Below are 18,581 nucleotides of genomic sequence, written 5' to 3' on the forward strand. Positions count from 1 at the left end.
GATGGTTGAACATTTTTTCCAATGTCCGTATTGCTGGGAGGAAGTCTCAGTACTTATAGATACCTCCATTAGCAGGCAAAGCTATGTGGAAGATTGCGAAATCTGCTGCAATCCTATGGAATTCCAGATGGTCTGCGAACCGGGTCAGGTAATTTCTTTTGAGGTTAATGAACTCGGGCAATAGACCGTTTTTATTAGGGATGAGAGTCATTCCTGAATTCCGGAAGACCTTACCCACTATACTTTTTAATAGTAATTCCGCTGCAATTTACCAGGTGTTTGTTCAGGATGAATGCATTCTGCAGCCCGGGAAGTTAGTTTCGCTGCTGTCAATTGGAATCCCGGCCGGGAAGATTGGCAAACAGGAAATACTCATCTAAGGCGGATACAGGCAATTCTGTCACAACTTTCAGTACCGATATCTGCACTGGACGCATATTTCCCATTATCTAATCTTAAAAGCTGTATTATGAAAAATTTATGGATCCCCGTTCTGGGGTTGATTGCGTTGTTCCTGGGTTCCTGTAGTCAGGAATCTACAGAAGAAGTAACTCCCGATTATTTTGTAACCCGGGATCTCTCGTTCCTCCTTGGCGAAGAGGATGGGCTAACTGCCAAAGGCTGGCCTGTAAATGGATGCAAGGAGTTCGATGTTAAGGCTAAAGTCCCTTTTTTAGGAGAAGTGCGTTTTACTGTACTCAATTGCTGCGTCAATCTGGTTTGTAATTCCCCGGCTGTACTTGAGGTGATAGATTATTTCATTGGAGGAAAAAACTTACAAAAAATCAACGAAATAACTATAGTATCCTCCAGTTTTATTAAATTTAATCAGTATGATATCCAAATTAACCCGGGTACTTATGCATTAGATGCGAAAACGAAGCGACTAGTAGACCTTGAATACAGGGTGTACATCCGTAACAACCCGAAACTCTCAACCAAATGAAAACAGCTAAAATGAATCGTATAGGGGCACTACTTATTGATTTGATATTAATAAGCCTGGCCTATACCCTCATTTTCAATTTTATCCCAAAGGAGTGGCTATCAACAACCCAGCTGTACGGTTGGGGGTTTGAACCGGACACCTTGCTGTATTACGGGACTTTTCTGGTCTATTTTCTCTTGTTTGATTTTACGAATTCCGGAGACTCTCCGGGAAAGGAAATACTACGGCTACAGACACTGGATATCAGCAGACAAAAACTGGAACGAAAACGGGCTGTAAATCGGACGCTACTCAAACTGGTCAGTCTGATAATATTCCCGGTTTCAGCTTTGTTATACCTTTTTGGGGAAGGGGAATTCAGTTTACACGATGCTTATCTCAAGACAGGTGTCTTCCCGCAAGGCAAGCCAGTAAAAAACCATTTGTTTAATTAGTTTAGTTCTCATGGGGCCCGTTTCGGGCCCCTATTTTTGAACAATTGGAATCCTGATCTCCGAGGGATATTTCGCGGAATGGTGGATATTATTGATGGCAATAACTCCTTCGGTTTCGTCATAATTATTCCCGCCAGTATTGAGGTTCCTCGCAAAACGAGGGAAATTACTGCTGGAAATTTCGATTCGGATCCTGTGGCCCTTTTTGAAATAATTACTGGTAGACATCGGGCTCATCTCTATTTTGTATACTTCCCCGGCCTTCATAAATTGTTCTTTGTCGTAGCCATTCCTATAACGTGCACGTTGGATGGTTTCATCCAGGTTGTATGCCGTCCCGTCCGGATACACATCAATAAGTTTAATGCTAAAGTCTGTGTCCCTTGCGTCTGAGGAAACGAAGAGCGTTGCCTCTATAAATCCACTGACCTCTGTGTCTTCTTCCAGGGGCTGAGAGGTATAAACCAGAATGTCGTTCCGGGCTTCCATCTTTCGCTGGTCAAAGGCCCCGCCTTCTACTGCATTTCCTGTGCAGCAAACATTTCCGCCATAGGAATAAACCGGGTTTTCCGGATCATAGGCGTAGGTGTCCGCCGGATCATTTTCTGGCTTTGTTTCAATGAGCTTTCCATCTCCGTAAAGGCTGTTGGCCCGGCCGTTGCTGCTGAGGTAATATCGCTTCATTTGAGTTCCTTCCGGAGGCCAGGAGGTTGATGTCTGCCATTGGTTCAGCCCCATGGTGTAATACTGCACCCTTGGAATGTCATCTAATAAATCCGGGCTACCCCCTTTTAGCCATACCTCAAACCATTTGTCATACAATTTGTAATAATCCAGGCGGGCATCGCCCAGGTTTCGTTCTCCCACAACCGTATTTTCCGTGGCCCTGGTATACCGGCAATGCAGGGTGGGGGCAATGACCAAAAACTGCGAATCCGCAACTGCCGGGTCCGGGTGTTGCCGCAGCTTGTTGAAAAGCTCCAGGTTGGGCCCGGTAGATACATCGTACCAGGAAACGAACCAGAAACCGGGCTTGTTAAAGGGCATGTCCTCGTGGTAGAGGCCTCCTGTTCTCCAGGCCGGGTCATTGGGTTTGCGAATGATCATTTTATCGAATATTTCGCGTTTTCCCTTTATGTTCTGTAAGAGGTCGGTTAGTGGTAAATGAGATAAGGCTTCTTTCATATCTACCCTGGGATTCTCAGGTGCCAGGTCATAGAAGCGGGAGATCCGGATCAGGTCTTCCTGGCTGGCCCCTGCAGGAATCCGCGGTTTGAATTTGTCGTGTTCCACCCCGTAGAGCCAGGCCGTAAACAACATCTGGTGTGCGCCTCCGCGATACCAGTTTCCCTGCTCGTTAAAGCGCCCAACCTTACCAACCCCGGCACCAAAACCCTGTGCAATTAAGGCTGCATGTGCGGGGTGATCCAGGGAGGCCACAGCCATTTGCCATTCTGCTGTTGAGGAACAACCAATGGTCCCTATTTTCCCGTTGGACCAGGACTGCCTGGAAAGCCAGCTGAAGGCGTCGTAGCCATCGGTAAGGGGAACGCCCAGGATATCCCACTCCCCTTCTGAGAAATAGCGACCCCTTTCATTTTGTACCACATAGGCATAACCTTTGCGAACCCAGTCCAGGGCCTGCTGTAGCGTTCGGGTACGCATTTCCCCATCACCCCAGGTATTGAAATTGTAAGGTGTTCTGGAAAAGACCACAGGGACAGCCTCGGTGCCTTTAGGGCGGTAAATGTCAGTTGCCAGTCGTACCCCGTCTCGCATGGGCATCATTACTTTCTGGTCAATAATGGCGATTTCGCCCAGTTCTTCAAGTAGTTCTTCCTGGGCGAAGCCCGATATAACAAAACAAAGAGAAAGTAGTAACAGGAATTTTCGAATATACATTTCAGGGGTTCAATTAGGTGATCAATAGGTTTTTTCAGTAGCGGACCATAAGTTAATTAATTTTTGAGCTTCCCGGACGTGGAAGGGTTTAATTCTGAAGCTCAGCTAACCGGACCCAGCCCGGGGTGGCCCGAGGGGATCATAATTCCGTTTTCAATGGTAAAGAGTGCTGTAAATGGATCCCCGAGCAGGTCCAGATGCCCGTCCAGGTCCGCAAAATGTATATTAGGGCGGCTCAGGGCGAAATGCAATCCTGCTGAGATCCCCAGTGCCGATTCATCCATGCACCCAATCATTACTTCCAGCCCTCCGGCTTTGGCTACCGAGTTGATATGGGAGGCCTCCAGAATGCCCCCCACTTTCTGTAATTTTATATTCACCATATCCATCATCCCTTTCCGTGTAAAGTGGTAGGCATCATCCAGGGATTTGATGCTTTCATCAGCCATGACCGGGATAAAAGTGTTCAGGCTTACCTCCTTCATGGCCTCCGGATGCTTCACCGGGGTGGGCTGCTCCAGGATATCGATACGGGCGCCTTTAGATTTTTTTACAAATTCGATTGCCTCGTTGGCCGTATACCCCTGATTGGCATCAAAACGAATGGCGAAGTCGTTCCCAAGGGTTTCCCGCAGTTTGTGGACCTTTTCAAGGTCTTCTTCCGGGCTGATCCCGCCCTTTAGTTTCAGGATGGTAAAACCCTGACCAATAAATTTACGGGCCAGTTCCAGGGTTTCCTGCAATGGAAGAATCCCGATGGTAATGCTGGTGGGAATTTGAGGTCGATACCCTCCCAAAACCTTATAAAGCGGCAAACCCGCCTTTCGGGCCAGCAGGTCGTAAAGCGCCATATCAACCATGGCCCTTGCAGAGGTGCCAATACCTTCAATATTCCGAATGGCCTGCATATACTTTCCTTGCTGGAAGGGGTCTTTACCTTTTAGCAGCTCAGTAATGGGCCCTTCTATCTGCTGCAGGATATCCCTGGCCTTTTCCCCGGTCACTTCCCAGTCCGGAGCCGCACAACCATAGCCGACAAGGCCACTGTCTGTAACCAGCCGGAGGATTACATTCTCGCAGCTGCTAATGGTTTCATAGGCAATCTGGTAGGGCACCGCCAGTTTCAACTCCAGTAAATCGTATTCCAGGCTTTGGATGCGCATGTTAATAACGGTTCTGATGCAGTTCCTCTAGTGGAGTATGCATGATGCTTTCGATAAATTCAACCATTTTCTGAATGGAGATCTCCCACATCTGATGCCCCTTTTCGGCAGTAGCTTTGGTGGCATTCCCTATAACTCCGGACCTGGAAAGTTTTTGGGTATGGGCGTACCAGCTTACGCCCCGGTCTGAGGTGAAATCCAGGTATTCGTTTTCCAGGTCCAGGGTTTCATCTACCGCCTTGTCCATATCCACCAGTTCCGGGCGAAGGGCCAGGGTGGTACTGGTTTCTATTTCTCCTGCGTGGATATCATTGTGGGTGTCAATTAAATCATAGAGGTCTATATCGCTGGTCTCTCCGGTTTCCACACAGACAAAAATTTTGGCATCCCGGTTGATGAGCTGGGCCGCAAAGGTCAGGGTGGGTTTATTGTCTCCGTGCCCGTTCAGGATCACTATTTTTTTGATCCCGTTATGCGCCAGGCTCATGCCAATATCGTGGATCAGCGCCGCAAGGGCATTATTGCTTACACTGATAGTCCCTTTAAATTCCGAGTGGTGATAAGAAACCCCGTAAGGGATGGGGGGAAGGACGAAGGGTTTGATCCCCGAACAACGCTCGGCAATGGCCTTGGCCATATAGTAGGCGTCAAAATGGTCCACATCCACAGGCAGGTGGGGTCCGTGTTGTTCTATGGCGCCACAGGGAAGGATGGCCGTATCCATCACTTTGAGTTTTTCGGCTATTTCCGGCCATTTCATTTGTTCCCATAAATACGATTGTTCAGGACTGAATTTCATAAGGCGTGTATTTTGTTTGTTCTAGTTGTTGCTCTGTAAATGCAGCTGCTTTCCACTGGTGACCTTCCCGTTGTACGAGCTCATGCGCATAGGGTTTAAGGATATGCAGCAAGGGTTTCCGGATATGAACAGGGAGGTCCTGCAGGGTGCTGCGCTCTTTGTCAAAGCGAAGCTTTAAAATTTCAGGATGGGCCCTGGCCCCTTTTTTGGTAAAGGGATTGGACGCAATAGCCCCCTGTTCGAGCAGCATATAGTACAGATGTGCTGCATCGCTGCCGATTTGCTTTACGGATTTGGAGGCCAGTTGTGCCAGCCCGTTCCGGATTTGTTCCTGGCTGTACCCGCAGTTTTCCGGATTCGCGCCAAGGGCAACCATCATCCCGATGATCCTTCTGCATTTTTCACAATTTCCGCAGGGTTTCATCTTTCCGTCCTGCTCGTGGGCGGCATGACAGGAAACCTGGTGTTGTTGAAGTTGTGGGTAGCGCCTGATCAGTATTTTCATAATGAGTAATTCGGATAGGCTTCTTAAGATGGAATACTGATAAATGTTCCATCCTTTCTTCCGGTAATACCGGCTAAGGGTATTATCAAAATATTTACTCTGGTCAAAAAGGCCGTTATAATGTGAAATTCCGGTTGTACTGCCTTTGACTGTAGTATCGTATTCATTCCCAATAAGGACGTTCCCTATATTGCGCTTTCTGACCACGGGAAGTACCCCAAACAGGAAAACCGCCACGGTCCAAAGTCGTATCGGATAAATATCCGCCCGTATATGGGCATAGTTCTCCCGGATAAAAGGAAATTGTTTCAGCATCCAGTTAAACACCCTGTCGGAATTGGTCCAGGGTTTCACAGTATTCGGCTCCGTTTCCTTGTAATAACGGTAGGCATTTACGGCAGTAAACCAATGTCTTCCGGATTCATTGATATAAACGGGATGTGCTGTCCCCAATTCTCTGGCGATCCCATAGCTGAGCAGGCTGTCTTTTCCACCGCTGCTGAGAATGGCATACTGATCCCGGGCCGGCTGTTGCTGCACTCTGGGAATCTTGTATTCGGAGTAGGCTGTATTCTCGAATATCAGTTTGGCCTGGGTATAGTGTTGCTTTTTTTCAACCTGCAGGTTTTTATGGGACTCCTTGATGAACTCATTGTCTATCAGCAGCTTATTGGTAATGATTTCTCTGCTGGTGTTTTCCAGCATGGCTTTAAGGAATTCCTGGTCTGCCGTATCAAAAAGTCCGTCCAGGACAATTTCACGACAGAATAAGCCATAATTCAGGGCCACCTGGCAGAGTGCCATACAGGCCAGGTTGATATCCTCGGGTTTGCGGGGGTCGAAGAAAGGCTTCTTATAGGAAAAAATATGCTCAAAATGCTGTTCGGGCCGGCTGTCTTTCCTAACGGTATAGTCGGCTTTTATCTGGCCGGGTTTGACCTCGATCTGATGGACCCTGAGCTGGTCGATAACCAAAAAGTCTGAAAGCTGGCTCATTTCAGGTAGGACTTAACCAAGTTGCTCAATCCCTCGGGACCATGGGCCAGCACATCAAAGGCCGGCAGTCCGGTTTCTGCCGTAATGGCCTGGCAGGCCGGGCCAATTTCCTCCGGCTGCATTCCTTCGTGGTTTACCGTAATGGCTATTACCTTGCGTCCTGATATCATCTCTATAGCGGCAATCTGTTCGTCCAGCGGGTGCAGGGGATATCCGGGAAATCCGTCGTATTCAAGCCTTTTGGGGGCATGTTGCATAATGACGTAATCGGGTCTGCCGGCGGCCAGGATTTCAAAACCCCCTGGGTAGGCCGGGTTCATCAGGCTTCCCTGTCCTTCAATTACAATCAGATCGGGATTTTCATTTTTCCATGCTTCATATACGGCATGTTCAATTTCTCCTGAAACAAAATCATTTATACAACTATCCATAACCATGGAATACTTGGCTCCCTGTAACCAGGCCGTTTGTCCGGTACCCACCAGTTCTGCTTTCAGTCCTGCATCTCTGAAACCGTGGACCAGCAACCAGGCGGTGGTACGCTTTCCCACAGCAGAATCGGTGCCCAGAATAGCCACCTTCAGGCAACTGACTTCTTCAATTTTTCCGCTGAAAAAATGCAAATCCTCCCGCTCCGGGGTTTTACGGATGTCTCTCAGTTTACCTCCGTAGGTTGCAGATAGCTCTACAAATTCAGGGTTTTTATAGAGGAAATCGTGCAGGCCACTGTCGATATTCATCCCCAATTTCAGGGCCTCGGAAATAACGGACTGGGCTGCAGCCGGCAACCTCCCACCATCCGGGGCCAGGCCGATTACGAAAAATGGAATTTCCAGCCCTGCATGAGCCTTCAAAGCTTGCTGTAAATTTTTATAAACCGGGATTCCATTGGCCTTTCCATCCAATACCATGCCTGAGTCCTGCCCGGCGTATCGCTGGTCGATCACCCCCAGCACCTTGTAGCGTTCTGTAAAACGGACCAGGCCGTGTGCAGTTTTTCCATTGGGGGTATTAAAAGCCCCATCGGCATAAACCAGGGCATTTCCATCTATAATTCGTTCCATTACATTATGTTTTAAATAAGTACACCTTAAGTCCTGTTTAATACCGCATTAATTCCGGGCGGTCACAATAGCCACATAGCGGTCATTGGGAAAAGGTTCCTGCTGGTGTTTCTGCAGCAAGGCAATCAGACCTGCCGTGGCTGCAGGCAAAACTTTAAACCCGTCTGTTTTCAAAAGGGTCGAGGTCATCATTCGCATCTTCTGGTCACTGATCGGTTCGGCGGCGCCCTGAGAATGGATCAGAGCATAAAGGGCTTCGTCTCCGTCAAAACTGTGCCAGTTTACCAGGGGTTCATTGATGGAAGTTTCCTTTATTTTTTCGGGTTTGAGGTCCTCGCAGTGTTTCAGCCCGCGGTTAAAGGAGGAAACAATCGGGTTTTTGTTGCTCGAGGAACCGGCAATAAAATGAGGAATGCGGGAGGTTTTACCCCGTTTGTATAAATTCACAAACCCCCGGTAGACCCCGGCCAGAAGGGTGCCGTTGGAAACCGGGCAGGCTAGGTATTTTGGTGCATCCCGCAGCTGATCGTAGATTTCAAATGCTATTTCCGAGTAGGCCTTAAGCTGCAGGGGGGTATTACTTCCCCCGGGGTTGGCGTCGTACATCCCATTTTCATTTGCCTCCCGGCTGGAAGTCATTACTGCCTCTTCGTAGGTTCCGGGTACCCGGACGATCTCAGCCCCATAGGCCTGCATTTCCTCAATACGTTCGGTATGGTAGGTGCTGGGGATATAAATTCTGCACCTCAGCCCTGAAAGATAACTGGCAAAGGCCATCGCCACCCCGTAGTTTCCGCAGGTGGCCAGCACCACAGTATCGTAATCCCTTCGCAACGCATCGTATACCTGGGCAAAAGCGATCCTATCTTTTTGAGTGCCTGTGGGGTTGTCGCCTTCAAATTTGATATACAACTGGCGCATCCCGTATTCGCGTTCCAGATTGCGCAGGCGCAGCAGGGCCGTATCCCCAACCTCAAGGTTTATAATATCCTCCAGGGCCTCCAGGCGGTCTACCACAGAGAGGTTTATGTCTTTGACTTCCTCACTGAGCAGGCTTACGTCCCTGGTAACTTTTATGGGATTCGGCTTGACCCCATCCAGCATGTTAATTGCTGTACTCATATGTTTTTGGTAACACGCTGTACACGTCTAATAAATTTAACAAATAATCGGCCTTCTACGGGATAAATACCTATTAATTCTCCGGATTTACAATCCTTTTTCATTGAGGATTCCATCCATCCTGAGGTGGGTGACAACGGGTATAGAATCCATTCGCACCAGGGAGATATGATCAAAGGCAAGGGAATCGGCCGGGTTCTGACTGCCCCCGGTAGTTCCCAGGATGCTGTAGTCCATCCCCTTTCTTTTGCGGTAGGAGAAAGAATGGAAATGCCCGTTGATTACCGTATAGTTCCTGCCTGCCAGGGCATCTTCCAAAGGCCCGAGGCCCTTGGAATCTTCCCGCATCCAGAGCGGCTTGTGCATGAGGACAAAGGTCCAGCGGACCTGCGGATGTTCTTTAAGTACCGCTTTAAAGTACTCTAACTGCTCGGTACCCATGGCCCCGATCCTGCGTTCGGGCATGTGGTAATAAGTGGTTTCTTCGTAGATCCCCGGGAGATCCCCATCGATAATCCGGATGGCCGAATCTCGTGCCTGATATATTTCCATCATCCGGGCCTCGGTATAATCTTCTGAATCCAGCATCAGAAAAAGCACATCCTCATAAAGGAAATGGTAGTATCGCGGGCCAAAGCGGTTTTCCCAGAAAACCCGCATGGCAGGGTTGGTAAGGTCGTGGTTCCCCCCCAGGTGGAAAAACGGCATGTTGAGCTGGGCAGTGCGCCGATCAAAGGAATCCCATTCCTTCGCCAGCTGCAGGCTGTCTTCGGTACCCCCATCGATCAGGTCTCCGACACTAAGGACAAAGGTCGGATCCAGGCGGTTCAGTTGGGTGACAGCCTTACTGTAAACCCCTTCCCTTTCGCCCCCGTTCAAGTCTGAAATGATACCAAATGTGAAGTCTTCTTCGGTTTCTTCAAACTGATCTGAAGTCCATGGGACCGGACCTTCCGTTATTGAGTGACGGAAAGGGGCCTGTATTGCTTCTTGTTTCTTGCAGGCGGTCTGCACAATGGATAGTAATAATAAGCAGCTTAAAGCATTGGATTTAAAGTTCATAAGGCTGGTGGTATGGTTATTTTCGGGTTTTTTTCCTGCGCAATTCGTACAGGTCTTTACGCCTGTCCTTTAAATTGCGGACACTGCCAAACTGGTTGAGTTCCCGCAGCAGGCTCAGGTCTACATCGGCAATCAGTATCATTTCGGTATTAGGAGTGGTTTCCGCCTTGACCCCATTGGTCGGAAAGGCAAAATCGCAAGGGGTCAGCACCATGGATTGGGCGTACTGAATATCCATGTTTTGTACTTTGGGCAGGTTGCCCACACTTCCCGTAATGGCCACGTAGCATTCGTTTTCAATTGCCCGTGCCATAGCGCAGTTCCGCACCCGGGAGTAGCCGTTCTGGGTATCCGTCAGAAACGGGATGAATAAAATGTCCATCCCCTCATCAGCCAGGATACGGCTGAGTTCCGGAAATTCGGAATCGTAACAAATGAGAATCCCAATCCTGCCGCAGTCGGTTTCATAGGTTTTCAGCTCTGAGCCCCCCTGCATTCCCCATACTGTTTCCTCGTCCGGGGTAACATGCAGCTTTTCATAGCGTTCGGTGCTCCCGTCTCTTTTACACAGGTATCCCACATTGTAAAGGTTTCCATCCCGCATCTCGGGCATACTCCCGCTGATGATGTTGATATTATAGGAAATGGAAAACTCTGAAAACCGTTCCACAATTTTTTCGGTGTACCCCGCCAGTTCCCGTATGGCATCCGGGGTGGAAAGATGGTTGTTTTCGGCCATCAGCGGCGCATTGAAGAATTCGGGGAATACGGCAAAATCAGAACGATAGGCCGAAACGGAATCCAGGAAGTACTCTGCCTGGTTCATCAGTTCCTCAAAGCTTTTATAAGGGCGCATCTGCCATTGAATCAGGCCCAGGCGCACCACTGTTTTCTGGCTGACCGGTTGTTTTTCAGGCTTTTCGTAATAAATATTATCCCACTCCAGCAAAACAGCGTATTCGTTGGAAGCCCGGTCTCCTTCCAGGTATCCTTTCAGGATACGGGCCGGGTGAAAATCATTGGAGATCTGAAAATTCAGGACAGGGTCGTCAATTTCCTTTCGCCTGACCTTTTCGATGTATTCCTTAGGGCTCAGTGTATCGGCATAACGATGGTAATTGGGGATGCGTCCGCCGGCGGCGATACCTTTCAGGTTTAATTTTTCACAAAGTTCCTTACGGTAATCGTACAGCCTGCGCCCCAGTCGCAGCCCCCTGAACTCCCTGCGGATGATTACCTCTATCCCATAAAGCATATCCCCTTCGGGGTCATGGGTGCTAAAGGTTTCATTCCCGGTAATTTGTTTGTAGGTATGGCGGGGGGAGTATTTATCGTAATCCACAATAATACAAAGGGCAAAACCGGCCAGCTGTCCATTGACTTTGATCACAACCTGCCCCTCCGGAAATTTGGTGATAAGGGTTTCAATTTGTTCCTCTTCCCAATGTGGTTCCGGAATGTTCTCGTAAGATTCCAGCATGGTTTCTTTCAATTCCCGGTAATCTGTCATTTCCAGGAATTTCAGCTCGATGTTTTCAATTTCCTTCAACTCCATAAATAGTTTTTAAGCTTTCTATAACCAAAGTAAAGATACGATCAAATAAGTGACACAGATCTGCTAAAGATTTCAGTCAAATTATTTAGCATCATCATTTTTTATTTTTGCCTGAAGGCTCTGAGGTGTACAGGAATTCCTTTCGGTAAGCAAACATGAATGATTTTGTTAAGGGGTTTTATTCCATGCTTTTCTGCTTATAAACCCCATAAGGCCTAATGCCGGGCCTAAGGCAAGGACCATATAGCCCCATGGGGAGGTGCCCGGGGTGATCAGGTAATTCAGGCATTGAATACTCAGGATGGTAATGCTAAAACCGATACAATTTACAATGGTAAGGGCGGTTCCTTTAACATCTGCTGTAGCGCTTTGTGCCACAAGGGTGGAGAATAGCGGGGAATCGGCAATTACAACCATGCCCCAGAAGAGCAGAAAGCTGAGAAAGGCCCAGGCCGGGGCAAACAGAAAGAGTACAGGCATTGCCAGACAACAGAGCAGCGAACTCGAAAGGGCCCCTCTGGCAACTTTGACAGGTCCCAGTACTTCCGAAAGATGGCCTCCCAACACACAGGAGATACCGCCTATCCCGATAACCAGGAAAGACCAGATCGGGATGGATATCGAAAGCTCCGGATGTTGTATGAAATACGATTGCAGCATAAGCGGGACAAAAGCCCAGAAGGCATATAATTCCCACATATGGCCAAAATATCCAAAGGCTGCTGTCCTTAACCCTTTGATTTTGAATAGTTCAAAAAAGGCCGTAAAGCGGATTTGTTGCGCTGCCCTGCGATAGGGTCCGTCTGATATGAACAATACAATCAACAGACCGCCTGCAAGGGCCAAACCAGAAGTTGCCAAGATAACCATCCGCCAGGGAATTTGAGTTCCCAGGCCTTTGATGAAATGGGGGAGGGCCGTCCCCAATACCAGCGCCCCCACCAGGTACCCCAGGGATTTTCCCAGGCCTTTTTCAAAATAGTCGGCAGCAATTTTCATCCCAACCGGATAGATGCCGGCAAGGAAAAATCCGGTTCCGAAACGAAAAAATATGAGCGTCCATAAAGAATTCCCCGGCCAAAGCATACCGAGGTTGATCCCGGCTCCCAGCAAAGCGGAGACAAAAAATACACGCGATGGAGAAAAGCGATCGGCCAGGCCCAGAATGGCAAACAAAAGCGTTCCGGCAATAAACCCGAGCTGGACGGCCGCTGTTAGATGCCCCAGAGCAACCTCAGGCAGTGAAAAGTTGCTTATAAGCTCCTGCATCACCCCGTTCCCTGCAAACCAAAGGGAGGTGCAGGAAAATTGGGCAAAGACAATGAAGGCCAGGGTTTTTTGTGGCTGAACAGAGGTGCCCATACAGGGATCAGGAGTTGATTATGAATTTATTACTATGAACGGTTCCTTAAAAGTATCCCTGTGTATGTAAAATCAGGATTGCCGATAAGAGAAAGAATACTGTAGCGGGCATGGACTTCTTCAGCGGGTCCTTTACCTTCAGGTGCATTCCTATCGCCCCCAGCATTAAAACACCCATGACTCCGGCGGAGGGGAGCAGGGCCTCTGGGTACCAGACAGACGCCATAATACCTGCTGCCGCAAGCACCTTAAGTGCTCCCACCAAATACATCATTGGTGCCGGAAGCCCATATTTTTCAAATTCTTCCCGCATACTCCCTGCTTCTCCCGGGCGGTAAGGGGTTTTGCTGTTAAACCTGATAAACCAAACATTGATAATACTTAGAAAAATGGCGACCTTTATGGCCAATATAAAATACTCCATGGGAAGGCTTGTTGATTCGTGTTTCTCTAAAAATACCTCCTTTATGGGGGAAATCATAAAATAAAAGCATGAATCTGACCCCGATTTCCCTTTTACAGTTGTTTACGGCCGTCTCCTTTGGTTATTTCGGTATCAGTTGCCTGGTGGCCGAATACATGGTGGTGGAATTTGAACGCTACGGTTTAAAAAACTTCAGAAAGATAAATGGTATCCTGCAGTTGGCAGGTTCCCTTTTTCTTTTTATAGGTTTGGGTCAACCAGTCTTTACGGTAATTGGGGCCTTTGGACTGGCACTCATGATGCTGGCCGGATTTATAGTGCGTTTGAAAATAAAAGACGGCTTTATAAAATCTTCACCTGCCTTTATTTTTATGGTAATAAACCTGATTATCGGGATAGACGCTCTGCAGTTGTCTTCTTTTTGAGGTACCGGGAGATGTCCCCCGCAGAATGTATCTTTACTAAAAAAAATGCCAGTAATTCTCGACTTCCCGCAAATTATGCAGTTCCAATCCCGCTACAGGGGTACATTAATCAACAAAATTGCAGGCTATAAAACCGCCAATCTTATCGGGACCCGGAACGCCGCAGGACAGGAGAACCTCGCGCTCTTCAATTCTGTGGTCCATATTGGGGCCAATCCGCCCTATTTGGGTTTTATCCTGAGGCCCACTACCGTAGAGCGGCATACCTATGAGAACCTGAAGGAAACCGGTTTTTATACCATCAACCAGGTGACCTCTGAAATACACCGGCAGGCCCATATGACATCAGGCAAATTCCCGAGGGGGATTTCTGAGTTTGAAGCCTGCGGGTTAACACCTCATTATGAAGCGGGTTTTCCGGCTCCTTTTGTAGCTGAAAGCCATATCAAAATAGGCCTGAGCTTTGAGGAAGAACACCTTGTTAAAGCCAACGGGACCATCCTTGTAGTTGGTAAAATCGAAAAATTGATTGTACCGGATGATGCGATTGCCCAAGACGGGGATCTGGCCCTGGAATCATTGGATACGGTGGCCATTGGCGGGTTGGACACCTATTACACCGGAACCAAATTAGGGCGGTACGGCTACTATCGGCCCGGGGAGGCCCTGGAAGCAATCGATTAGTCCCAGACAAACCGCCAGCTGCCGTCTGACTGCCGTTTCCAGACGGTGTGGAAGATCCCTTCCTGGGTCCGGGTCTGGCCCAGGGAATCTTTCATGGAAAAAACATACTGCCCGTAGGTATAGCCCAGGTCCCCGGAAGCGGAAACCGAGACAAAATCAGGTTCCCAGCTTAATTGGGTGGTGGAATCGGAAAGGATGCTATTGTTCAGGTGTTGACTGATGGCTTCCATTCCTTTAATAAGGCTATTGCCCCGCATCAATACTGCTTCCTCGGCGGCATATTCCAGGAAGGCTTCAGGAATCCCCACTTCTCCGGCCATTTTTGAAAAGGCACGTTCGGTCTCCACAATCTCGGCCTCCCAGTCGCCGCGCTTATCTTCTGAGGCCTGTTCGCCGCAACCGCAGCACAAAAGGCCCAGCAGGCCCAGTAATCCAATGGTTTTCATAAGGTCAGTTTTAAGTATTATTCCAATGCAATGGTCTGTATCAGCAGCCGGAAGGCCTGGGGTTTTTTATTCGCAATCAGGAAGCCCAGTTCTGCTATCTGTTCCTGGTCAAAAGGCGACAAGTCCAGCTCCCGGCCCCGGAATACCGGCTTAAAATTCTTAAGGGGCAAAACCACTTCTTCCCATTCGCCTGTGGTTTTAAAACTACAGGTATAGGAGTAATAACTCCCGCTGCTGTGCCTGATGCGGAACTGATAGGTTTTCCCATCCCCATTTAAGTGGATGCGTATCTGGCTGGCCTCTTTCACCGCTATAGGCTGCATTGGGTACCTCAGGGAGGAAAAGCCCCCGTTATTTTCCAGGGAGACGTTCCCGCTGAATTCCCCGTAACCCTCTGTTGTGATTTTAAAATGCCCCTCGGATCGACCTCCCATTACCACGTCATCTATAACCCTCCAACTGCCGTTGGGGGTTTCTTTCGTAAACTGGAAGAGGGGCTGGCTGTGCATATTAAAACTTATCAGAATCAGGATCAACAAACGAATCATAGGGGCACCCTTTTAGGGGATTCCTGAAGGTAATCAATAGTAGCGGGAATTCCTTTTTTGCAGCCTGTAATTTACCTTTTGGTTAGGGAGAAAAGATATTGCCCGGATGAGTTGAAAATAACTATACCTTAAGGGATACTTATGCGAATATTATCTTTTGCTTAAAAGCAGTTCCCCGTAATCATGCGTGGCCAGGTATTCCTGTTTTAAGTTCCAGAGGACCCTCACCACATCTCTCTTCTGGGGATAGTCCGGGGCAAGGCAATCCTTGAACTGGCTATCCCGGACGGTTATCAGGATATACCAGTATTCGGAACGGGAGGAATAGGTTTCTTCCAAAAACGGGCCGGTATCCTGGGTGGCCAGGACGGCGTCAATCAAAACGGGAAAGATGTTTGCAGTTTTTGAAACGCGTTCCCGCTCGTAAAATGACATATAGACCGTTTGGGTTCCAATACTCATGGGTACATTCAATTCCACCTCCTGGTGGTCCAGCTCAAATTTGGTGTTGATGTAGTGGTAAAATTCATCCGCCTCCTTGGGGTCTTCAAATACAAAAGCGTATTCCCGGGGCAGGTCCCCTTTAAACTTTTTGGCAACCACAATCTTATAGTCCCGGATGGTGGGGGCCACCCTGAGAGGGATACAGGAAACGGTGCTCAGGAGCAACAGCAGGACGGTTAGTTTTTTCATGCCCGGTCAGTTTCTTTTTAAACCTCAAATATTGTACCAGCTGAAGCGGAGCGGTTACATTTCACTTAAACCTTGAACTTTGAACTAGTTCCCCACTGCCTACTGCTACTGCATACTGCAACTGCCTACTGCCTACCGCAACTGCCAACTACCTACTTCAGCCCAAGCTCCTTATCCCAGGCCGGGTCCCAGTCGCCTTCTTTTCTAAGGTTTCGATGTCCAAAATTCAATAAGGAGGGGGCATTACAAAATAGAGGATCAGATATGCCAAAAGGCCGGAACCCCCAATGAGGACCAATAATACAAAGACAAGGCGCACCCGATCTGGCTCCCAACCATAAAATTCGGCTATCCCCGCGCATACGCCACCAATCAATCGGTTATTTGATCTTCTTAGGCCCTGGTTCCCCATATATTTTAAATTGCTAAAGTAAATTACAAAAAAACAAGATAGTAGCTTTATAATCTGATCGTTAATATAAAGCGGAAGAGTAAAGCCATAAGTGGTCGGAAGTAGCAAATATGAATCATTCTATTTTTGGCTGTATATACTTCCTTGTCGTTCCTTCTTCCACCAGCAAATTGGCAAACCAGGACAGCCCTAAAACTTCTCCGTCTTTCCCGTATTCAATCTTGGCCAGCCAGTTATCATCTTTTTTATCATCCCGGTGGATTATCAAATGAGAGCGGTGATATGGATAAACTTTTGCTCCCGGACCCATGAGGGAATCATTGTCATATAATTTCGTTCTCAATTCCTTTTTTCCGGTTATATCAAATGAGGTTTGACCTCTTCTGTAAACACCTTTGACGTGCTCAAAATCTGCAATGTCCGGGATCAGGGAAGAGTCCGTTTCAAGTTGAAGCATCTCCGCAATCTTCTCATAGAGATTCAGTGCCTTTACCCTAAAGGCGAGCAACCCCCTCATATGCGATTGCTCCCTATAACATAGTTCACTCAATTGATTATGGAAGAATGTGTCGTTTAAAGCAAACTGGATCATCTCATCAGATATATCTTTGAAGTTTACATAGTGAGACCACCAAGGTTGCCTTTCCATCATTTTATCTCTTAAACTGAGTTGGGATCTATAAATGGTTTCATCATCGGTATCGACATTACTTTTAATTTTCCCGTAAAGATCCTTTAATTCTGAAAGGATAGAATCCTGTAATCTGGTGAGCTTATCCTTTCCGGTAATGAGTTCCTTGTAGTCTTCATCCACCAGGCCGGTCCGTTCATAGCCTAATGGATTAATAAGGGTAGTCATGTCATCCATAAATGCGAAATGGAACAAGCGGGGATATTTCTTATAATCTTCGTAGTCGGCAAAGCCGTTGAATAAGTAGAAATAAAGGGAATCCTTCTCGATATAGAGGTCTATAATCCGGTCCGTATTCTGGATATTCTGTAGTAGTTCATCATAGACCTCTTTAAAAAGAAGTTTGTTTTTCTCCGCTCCGCTCCGCTCCTCATTCCAGTTGTCTACCTGAATGGCAATGAGGATACCTATGATCACAATAAAAACCTCAATAATTACGTAGAGAATGTATTTATTAAGTCGATTCTCTTCAAGGAGTTTTTGGCGTATATGGCGCAGATAGCTGAGCATTGCTTTATGTCTTTTGGTTTAAGATTAAACTTTATGCGGTTTGAATATTTCCATCTTAAATTCGATCGGTTAAAAATCAATTATAGGCTTTAAACGACTCCAAGATGGCACTGCTTTTCTTCTGCATTTCCTTATAAACCCTTAGTTCCAGCTTTCGATTGTATTTTAAGTATTTAAGCATGGTAACAAAAACAGTGTCCTTTTGTAATCTCTCATAAACTGCCACATCTCTTTCCGTGAGCGAGTCCTTTTCAATTGGAGGAAAACCCTTGTCTATAAAATACTGCTGAAGTTTCTGTACATCCCTGATGGTCGGCTCTACCAAAAGGTAATGGTAATCGATCCATTGGTAGTATTCATAGATTTTCATCATCAATTCTTCGTCAAAGCCGGCGGGTACAATTTTGCTGTTTTCCAGTTGGTGATAGCCGGTGGTGACATAGTCCGGCCAGTCATAAAACATAATTATATCCAGGCAAGTCCGGTTGGGAAGACTCCCTTTAGGTAATCCCAAAATGCTGAGGGGTTCGTTTAGCAGTTTATCAATGCAATCAAGCTGCCCAATGATGTCCCTTTTATCGCTGAGCATTTCAATAGAATCCAACCGGATATTCTTTTCAATTTCATGCATAATCATCCTGAAATCTGCCTTATCCTGAAGGTTTTCACGCCAGTTTTCGGCTATAAAAGCCAGCATAACCCCCAGAAAAATGACTAGGACTTCGAGGAGATACTTACGGATCTTATGGAGGAATTGAATCATGTTCCCTGGATTGACCTTTGAAGGTAATACAGGACTTAATCAAATCGTATGATTTTTGTCAATACCGCAGGT

The 18,581-nt window shown here is 47.4% G+C and carries 21 protein-coding genes; 5 read left to right on the plus strand and 16 right to left on the minus strand.

The features are described 5' to 3' along the window. Nucleotide 1: 1 nt before the first annotated feature. The 3 genes from ACT6NV_RS08890 to ACT6NV_RS08900 all read left to right on the plus strand — a co-directional run bounded on the left by ACT6NV_RS08890 (nucleotide 2) and on the right by ACT6NV_RS08900 (nucleotide 1,383). Complete coding sequence (locus tag ACT6NV_RS08890; RefSeq protein ID WP_445384125.1) at nucleotides 2-184, plus strand: CPXCG motif-containing cysteine-rich protein; 183 nt, start codon at nucleotides 2-4, stop codon at nucleotides 182-184. 285 nt (nucleotides 185-469) lie between these two features. Further along, nucleotides 470-946, plus strand: coding sequence for a hypothetical protein (locus tag ACT6NV_RS08895; RefSeq protein WP_445384126.1), 477 nt, complete (start codon nucleotides 470-472; stop codon nucleotides 944-946). Then, a complete protein-coding gene (locus tag ACT6NV_RS08900; RefSeq protein ID WP_445384127.1) occupies nucleotides 943-1,383 on the plus strand; it encodes an RDD family protein in 441 nt (146 codons plus the stop codon). The genes ACT6NV_RS08895 and ACT6NV_RS08900 overlap by 4 nt, the downstream gene beginning before the upstream one ends. Before the next feature lie 30 nt (nucleotides 1,384-1,413). Here ACT6NV_RS08900 and ACT6NV_RS08905 read toward each other — a convergent pair whose 3' ends face one another. The 10 genes from ACT6NV_RS08905 to ACT6NV_RS08950 all read right to left on the minus strand — a co-directional run bounded on the left by ACT6NV_RS08905 (nucleotide 1,414) and on the right by ACT6NV_RS08950 (nucleotide 13,394). Next, on the minus strand, nucleotides 1,414-3,285 hold the full coding sequence (locus ACT6NV_RS08905) for a CocE/NonD family hydrolase (protein ID WP_445384128.1): 1,872 nt from the start codon (nucleotides 3,283-3,285) through the stop codon (nucleotides 1,414-1,416). 101 nt (nucleotides 3,286-3,386) lie between these two features. Next, nucleotides 3,387-4,448, minus strand: coding sequence for a mandelate racemase/muconate lactonizing enzyme family protein (locus ACT6NV_RS08910; RefSeq protein WP_445384129.1), 1,062 nt, complete (start codon nucleotides 4,446-4,448; stop codon nucleotides 3,387-3,389). A 1-nt stretch (nucleotide 4,449) separates the two neighbouring features. Beyond that, complete coding sequence (locus tag ACT6NV_RS08915) at nucleotides 4,450-5,247, minus strand: creatininase family protein (protein WP_445384130.1); 798 nt, start codon at nucleotides 5,245-5,247, stop codon at nucleotides 4,450-4,452. Then, nucleotides 5,231-6,748: a hypothetical protein gene (locus ACT6NV_RS08920; protein WP_445384131.1), complete on the minus strand. Its 1,518-nt coding sequence runs from the start codon at nucleotides 6,746-6,748 to the stop codon at nucleotides 5,231-5,233. The genes ACT6NV_RS08915 and ACT6NV_RS08920 overlap by 17 nt, the downstream gene beginning before the upstream one ends. Continuing rightward, the gene (locus ACT6NV_RS08925) at nucleotides 6,745-7,812 is read right to left on the minus strand and encodes a DUF1611 domain-containing protein (RefSeq protein ID WP_445384132.1); all 1,068 of its coding nucleotides are present in this window, start codon (nucleotides 7,810-7,812) and stop codon (nucleotides 6,745-6,747) included. Before ACT6NV_RS08925 ends, ACT6NV_RS08920 begins: the two co-directional genes overlap by 4 nt. 48 nt (nucleotides 7,813-7,860) lie before the next feature. Beyond that, entirely contained in the window at nucleotides 7,861-8,934 is a 1,074-nt protein-coding gene (locus tag ACT6NV_RS08930; RefSeq protein WP_445384133.1) for a pyridoxal-phosphate dependent enzyme, read from the minus strand. An 87-nt stretch (nucleotides 8,935-9,021) separates the two neighbouring features. Beyond that, nucleotides 9,022-9,996: a metallophosphoesterase family protein gene (locus tag ACT6NV_RS08935; RefSeq protein ID WP_445384134.1), complete on the minus strand. Its 975-nt coding sequence runs from the start codon at nucleotides 9,994-9,996 to the stop codon at nucleotides 9,022-9,024. Between the two features lie 16 nt (nucleotides 9,997-10,012). Further along, a complete protein-coding gene (locus ACT6NV_RS08940; protein WP_445384135.1) occupies nucleotides 10,013-11,551 on the minus strand; it encodes a carbon-nitrogen hydrolase family protein in 1,539 nt (512 codons plus the stop codon). A gap of 168 nt (nucleotides 11,552-11,719) precedes the next feature. Continuing rightward, on the minus strand, nucleotides 11,720-12,913 hold the full coding sequence (locus ACT6NV_RS08945) for an MFS transporter (RefSeq protein ID WP_445384136.1): 1,194 nt from the start codon (nucleotides 12,911-12,913) through the stop codon (nucleotides 11,720-11,722). A 46-nt stretch (nucleotides 12,914-12,959) separates the two neighbouring features. After that, on the minus strand, nucleotides 12,960-13,394 hold the full coding sequence (locus tag ACT6NV_RS08950; protein WP_445384137.1) for a DoxX family protein: 435 nt from the start codon (nucleotides 13,392-13,394) through the stop codon (nucleotides 12,960-12,962). Nucleotides 13,395-13,405: 11 nt separating this feature from the next. Between ACT6NV_RS08950 and ACT6NV_RS08955 the strand changes: the two genes are divergently transcribed. Beyond that, nucleotides 13,406-13,762 carry a DoxX family protein gene (locus ACT6NV_RS08955; RefSeq protein WP_445384138.1) on the plus strand — a complete coding sequence of 119 codons (357 nt, stop codon included), beginning with the start codon at nucleotides 13,406-13,408 and terminating at the stop codon, nucleotides 13,760-13,762. 45 nt (nucleotides 13,763-13,807) lie between these two features. Continuing rightward, a complete protein-coding gene (locus ACT6NV_RS08960; protein WP_445384139.1) occupies nucleotides 13,808-14,446 on the plus strand; it encodes a flavin reductase family protein in 639 nt (212 codons plus the stop codon). Here the strand turns inward: ACT6NV_RS08960 and ACT6NV_RS08965 are convergent. From ACT6NV_RS08965 to ACT6NV_RS08990, 6 genes are all read right to left on the minus strand, one after another. Next, nucleotides 14,443-14,892, minus strand: a complete 450-nt coding sequence (locus ACT6NV_RS08965; RefSeq protein WP_445384140.1) for a YybH family protein — start codon at nucleotides 14,890-14,892, stop codon at nucleotides 14,443-14,445. The genes ACT6NV_RS08960 and ACT6NV_RS08965 overlap by 4 nt on opposite strands. Nucleotides 14,893-14,909: 17 nt before the next feature. Then, nucleotides 14,910-15,440, minus strand: coding sequence for a CIA30 family protein (locus ACT6NV_RS08970; RefSeq protein ID WP_445384141.1), 531 nt, complete (start codon nucleotides 15,438-15,440; stop codon nucleotides 14,910-14,912). A 150-nt stretch (nucleotides 15,441-15,590) separates the two neighbouring features. Beyond that, the gene (locus tag ACT6NV_RS08975) at nucleotides 15,591-16,133 is read right to left on the minus strand and encodes a hypothetical protein (protein WP_445384142.1); all 543 of its coding nucleotides are present in this window, start codon (nucleotides 16,131-16,133) and stop codon (nucleotides 15,591-15,593) included. Between the two features lie 226 nt (nucleotides 16,134-16,359). Continuing rightward, nucleotides 16,360-16,545, minus strand: a complete 186-nt coding sequence (locus ACT6NV_RS08980) for a PspC domain-containing protein (protein ID WP_445384143.1) — start codon at nucleotides 16,543-16,545, stop codon at nucleotides 16,360-16,362. A 115-nt stretch (nucleotides 16,546-16,660) separates the two neighbouring features. After that, nucleotides 16,661-17,746, minus strand: coding sequence for a DUF6090 family protein (locus tag ACT6NV_RS08985; protein WP_445384144.1), 1,086 nt, complete (start codon nucleotides 17,744-17,746; stop codon nucleotides 16,661-16,663). Nucleotides 17,747-17,822: 76 nt separating this feature from the next. Next, the gene (locus ACT6NV_RS08990; protein WP_445384145.1) at nucleotides 17,823-18,509 is read right to left on the minus strand and encodes a hypothetical protein; all 687 of its coding nucleotides are present in this window, start codon (nucleotides 18,507-18,509) and stop codon (nucleotides 17,823-17,825) included. Nucleotides 18,510-18,581 lie beyond the last annotated feature (72 nt).

The organism is Robiginitalea insularis, from assembly GCF_052497835.1.

Bases quoted from the DNA above. Each gene is read 5' to 3' on its own strand.
- ACT6NV_RS08890 (WP_445384125.1), top strand. From the start codon at position 2: ATGGTTGAACATTTTTTCCAATGTCCGTATTGCTGGGAGGAAGTCTCA.
- ACT6NV_RS08895 (WP_445384126.1), top strand. From the start codon at position 470: ATGAAAAATTTATGGATCCCCGTTCTGGGGTTGATTGCGTTGTTCCTG.
- ACT6NV_RS08900 (WP_445384127.1), top strand. From the start codon at position 943: ATGAAAACAGCTAAAATGAATCGTATAGGGGCACTACTTATTGATTTG.
- ACT6NV_RS08905 (WP_445384128.1), bottom strand. From the start codon at position 3,285: ATGTATATTCGAAAATTCCTGTTACTACTTTCTCTTTGTTTTGTTATA.
- ACT6NV_RS08910 (WP_445384129.1), bottom strand. From the start codon at position 4,448: ATGCGCATCCAAAGCCTGGAATACGATTTACTGGAGTTGAAACTGGCG.
- ACT6NV_RS08915 (WP_445384130.1), bottom strand. From the start codon at position 5,247: ATGAAATTCAGTCCTGAACAATCGTATTTATGGGAACAAATGAAATGG.
- ACT6NV_RS08920 (WP_445384131.1), bottom strand. From the start codon at position 6,748: ATGAGCCAGCTTTCAGACTTTTTGGTTATCGACCAGCTCAGGGTCCAT.
- ACT6NV_RS08925 (WP_445384132.1), bottom strand. From the start codon at position 7,812: ATGGAACGAATTATAGATGGAAATGCCCTGGTTTATGCCGATGGGGCT.
- ACT6NV_RS08930 (WP_445384133.1), bottom strand. From the start codon at position 8,934: ATGAGTACAGCAATTAACATGCTGGATGGGGTCAAGCCGAATCCCATA.
- ACT6NV_RS08935 (WP_445384134.1), bottom strand. From the start codon at position 9,996: ATGAACTTTAAATCCAATGCTTTAAGCTGCTTATTATTACTATCCATT.
- ACT6NV_RS08940 (WP_445384135.1), bottom strand. From the start codon at position 11,551: ATGGAGTTGAAGGAAATTGAAAACATCGAGCTGAAATTCCTGGAAATG.
- ACT6NV_RS08945 (WP_445384136.1), bottom strand. From the start codon at position 12,913: ATGGGCACCTCTGTTCAGCCACAAAAAACCCTGGCCTTCATTGTCTTT.
- ACT6NV_RS08950 (WP_445384137.1), bottom strand. From the start codon at position 13,394: ATGATTTCCCCCATAAAGGAGGTATTTTTAGAGAAACACGAATCAACA.
- ACT6NV_RS08955 (WP_445384138.1), top strand. From the start codon at position 13,406: ATGAATCTGACCCCGATTTCCCTTTTACAGTTGTTTACGGCCGTCTCC.
- ACT6NV_RS08960 (WP_445384139.1), top strand. From the start codon at position 13,808: ATGCCAGTAATTCTCGACTTCCCGCAAATTATGCAGTTCCAATCCCGC.
- ACT6NV_RS08965 (WP_445384140.1), bottom strand. From the start codon at position 14,892: ATGAAAACCATTGGATTACTGGGCCTGCTGGGCCTTTTGTGCTGCGGT.
- ACT6NV_RS08970 (WP_445384141.1), bottom strand. From the start codon at position 15,440: ATGATTCGTTTGTTGATCCTGATTCTGATAAGTTTTAATATGCACAGC.
- ACT6NV_RS08975 (WP_445384142.1), bottom strand. From the start codon at position 16,133: ATGAAAAAACTAACCGTCCTGCTGTTGCTCCTGAGCACCGTTTCCTGT.
- ACT6NV_RS08980 (WP_445384143.1), bottom strand. From the start codon at position 16,545: ATGGGGAACCAGGGCCTAAGAAGATCAAATAACCGATTGATTGGTGGC.
- ACT6NV_RS08985 (WP_445384144.1), bottom strand. From the start codon at position 17,746: ATGCTCAGCTATCTGCGCCATATACGCCAAAAACTCCTTGAAGAGAAT.
- ACT6NV_RS08990 (WP_445384145.1), bottom strand. From the start codon at position 18,509: ATGATTCAATTCCTCCATAAGATCCGTAAGTATCTCCTCGAAGTCCTA.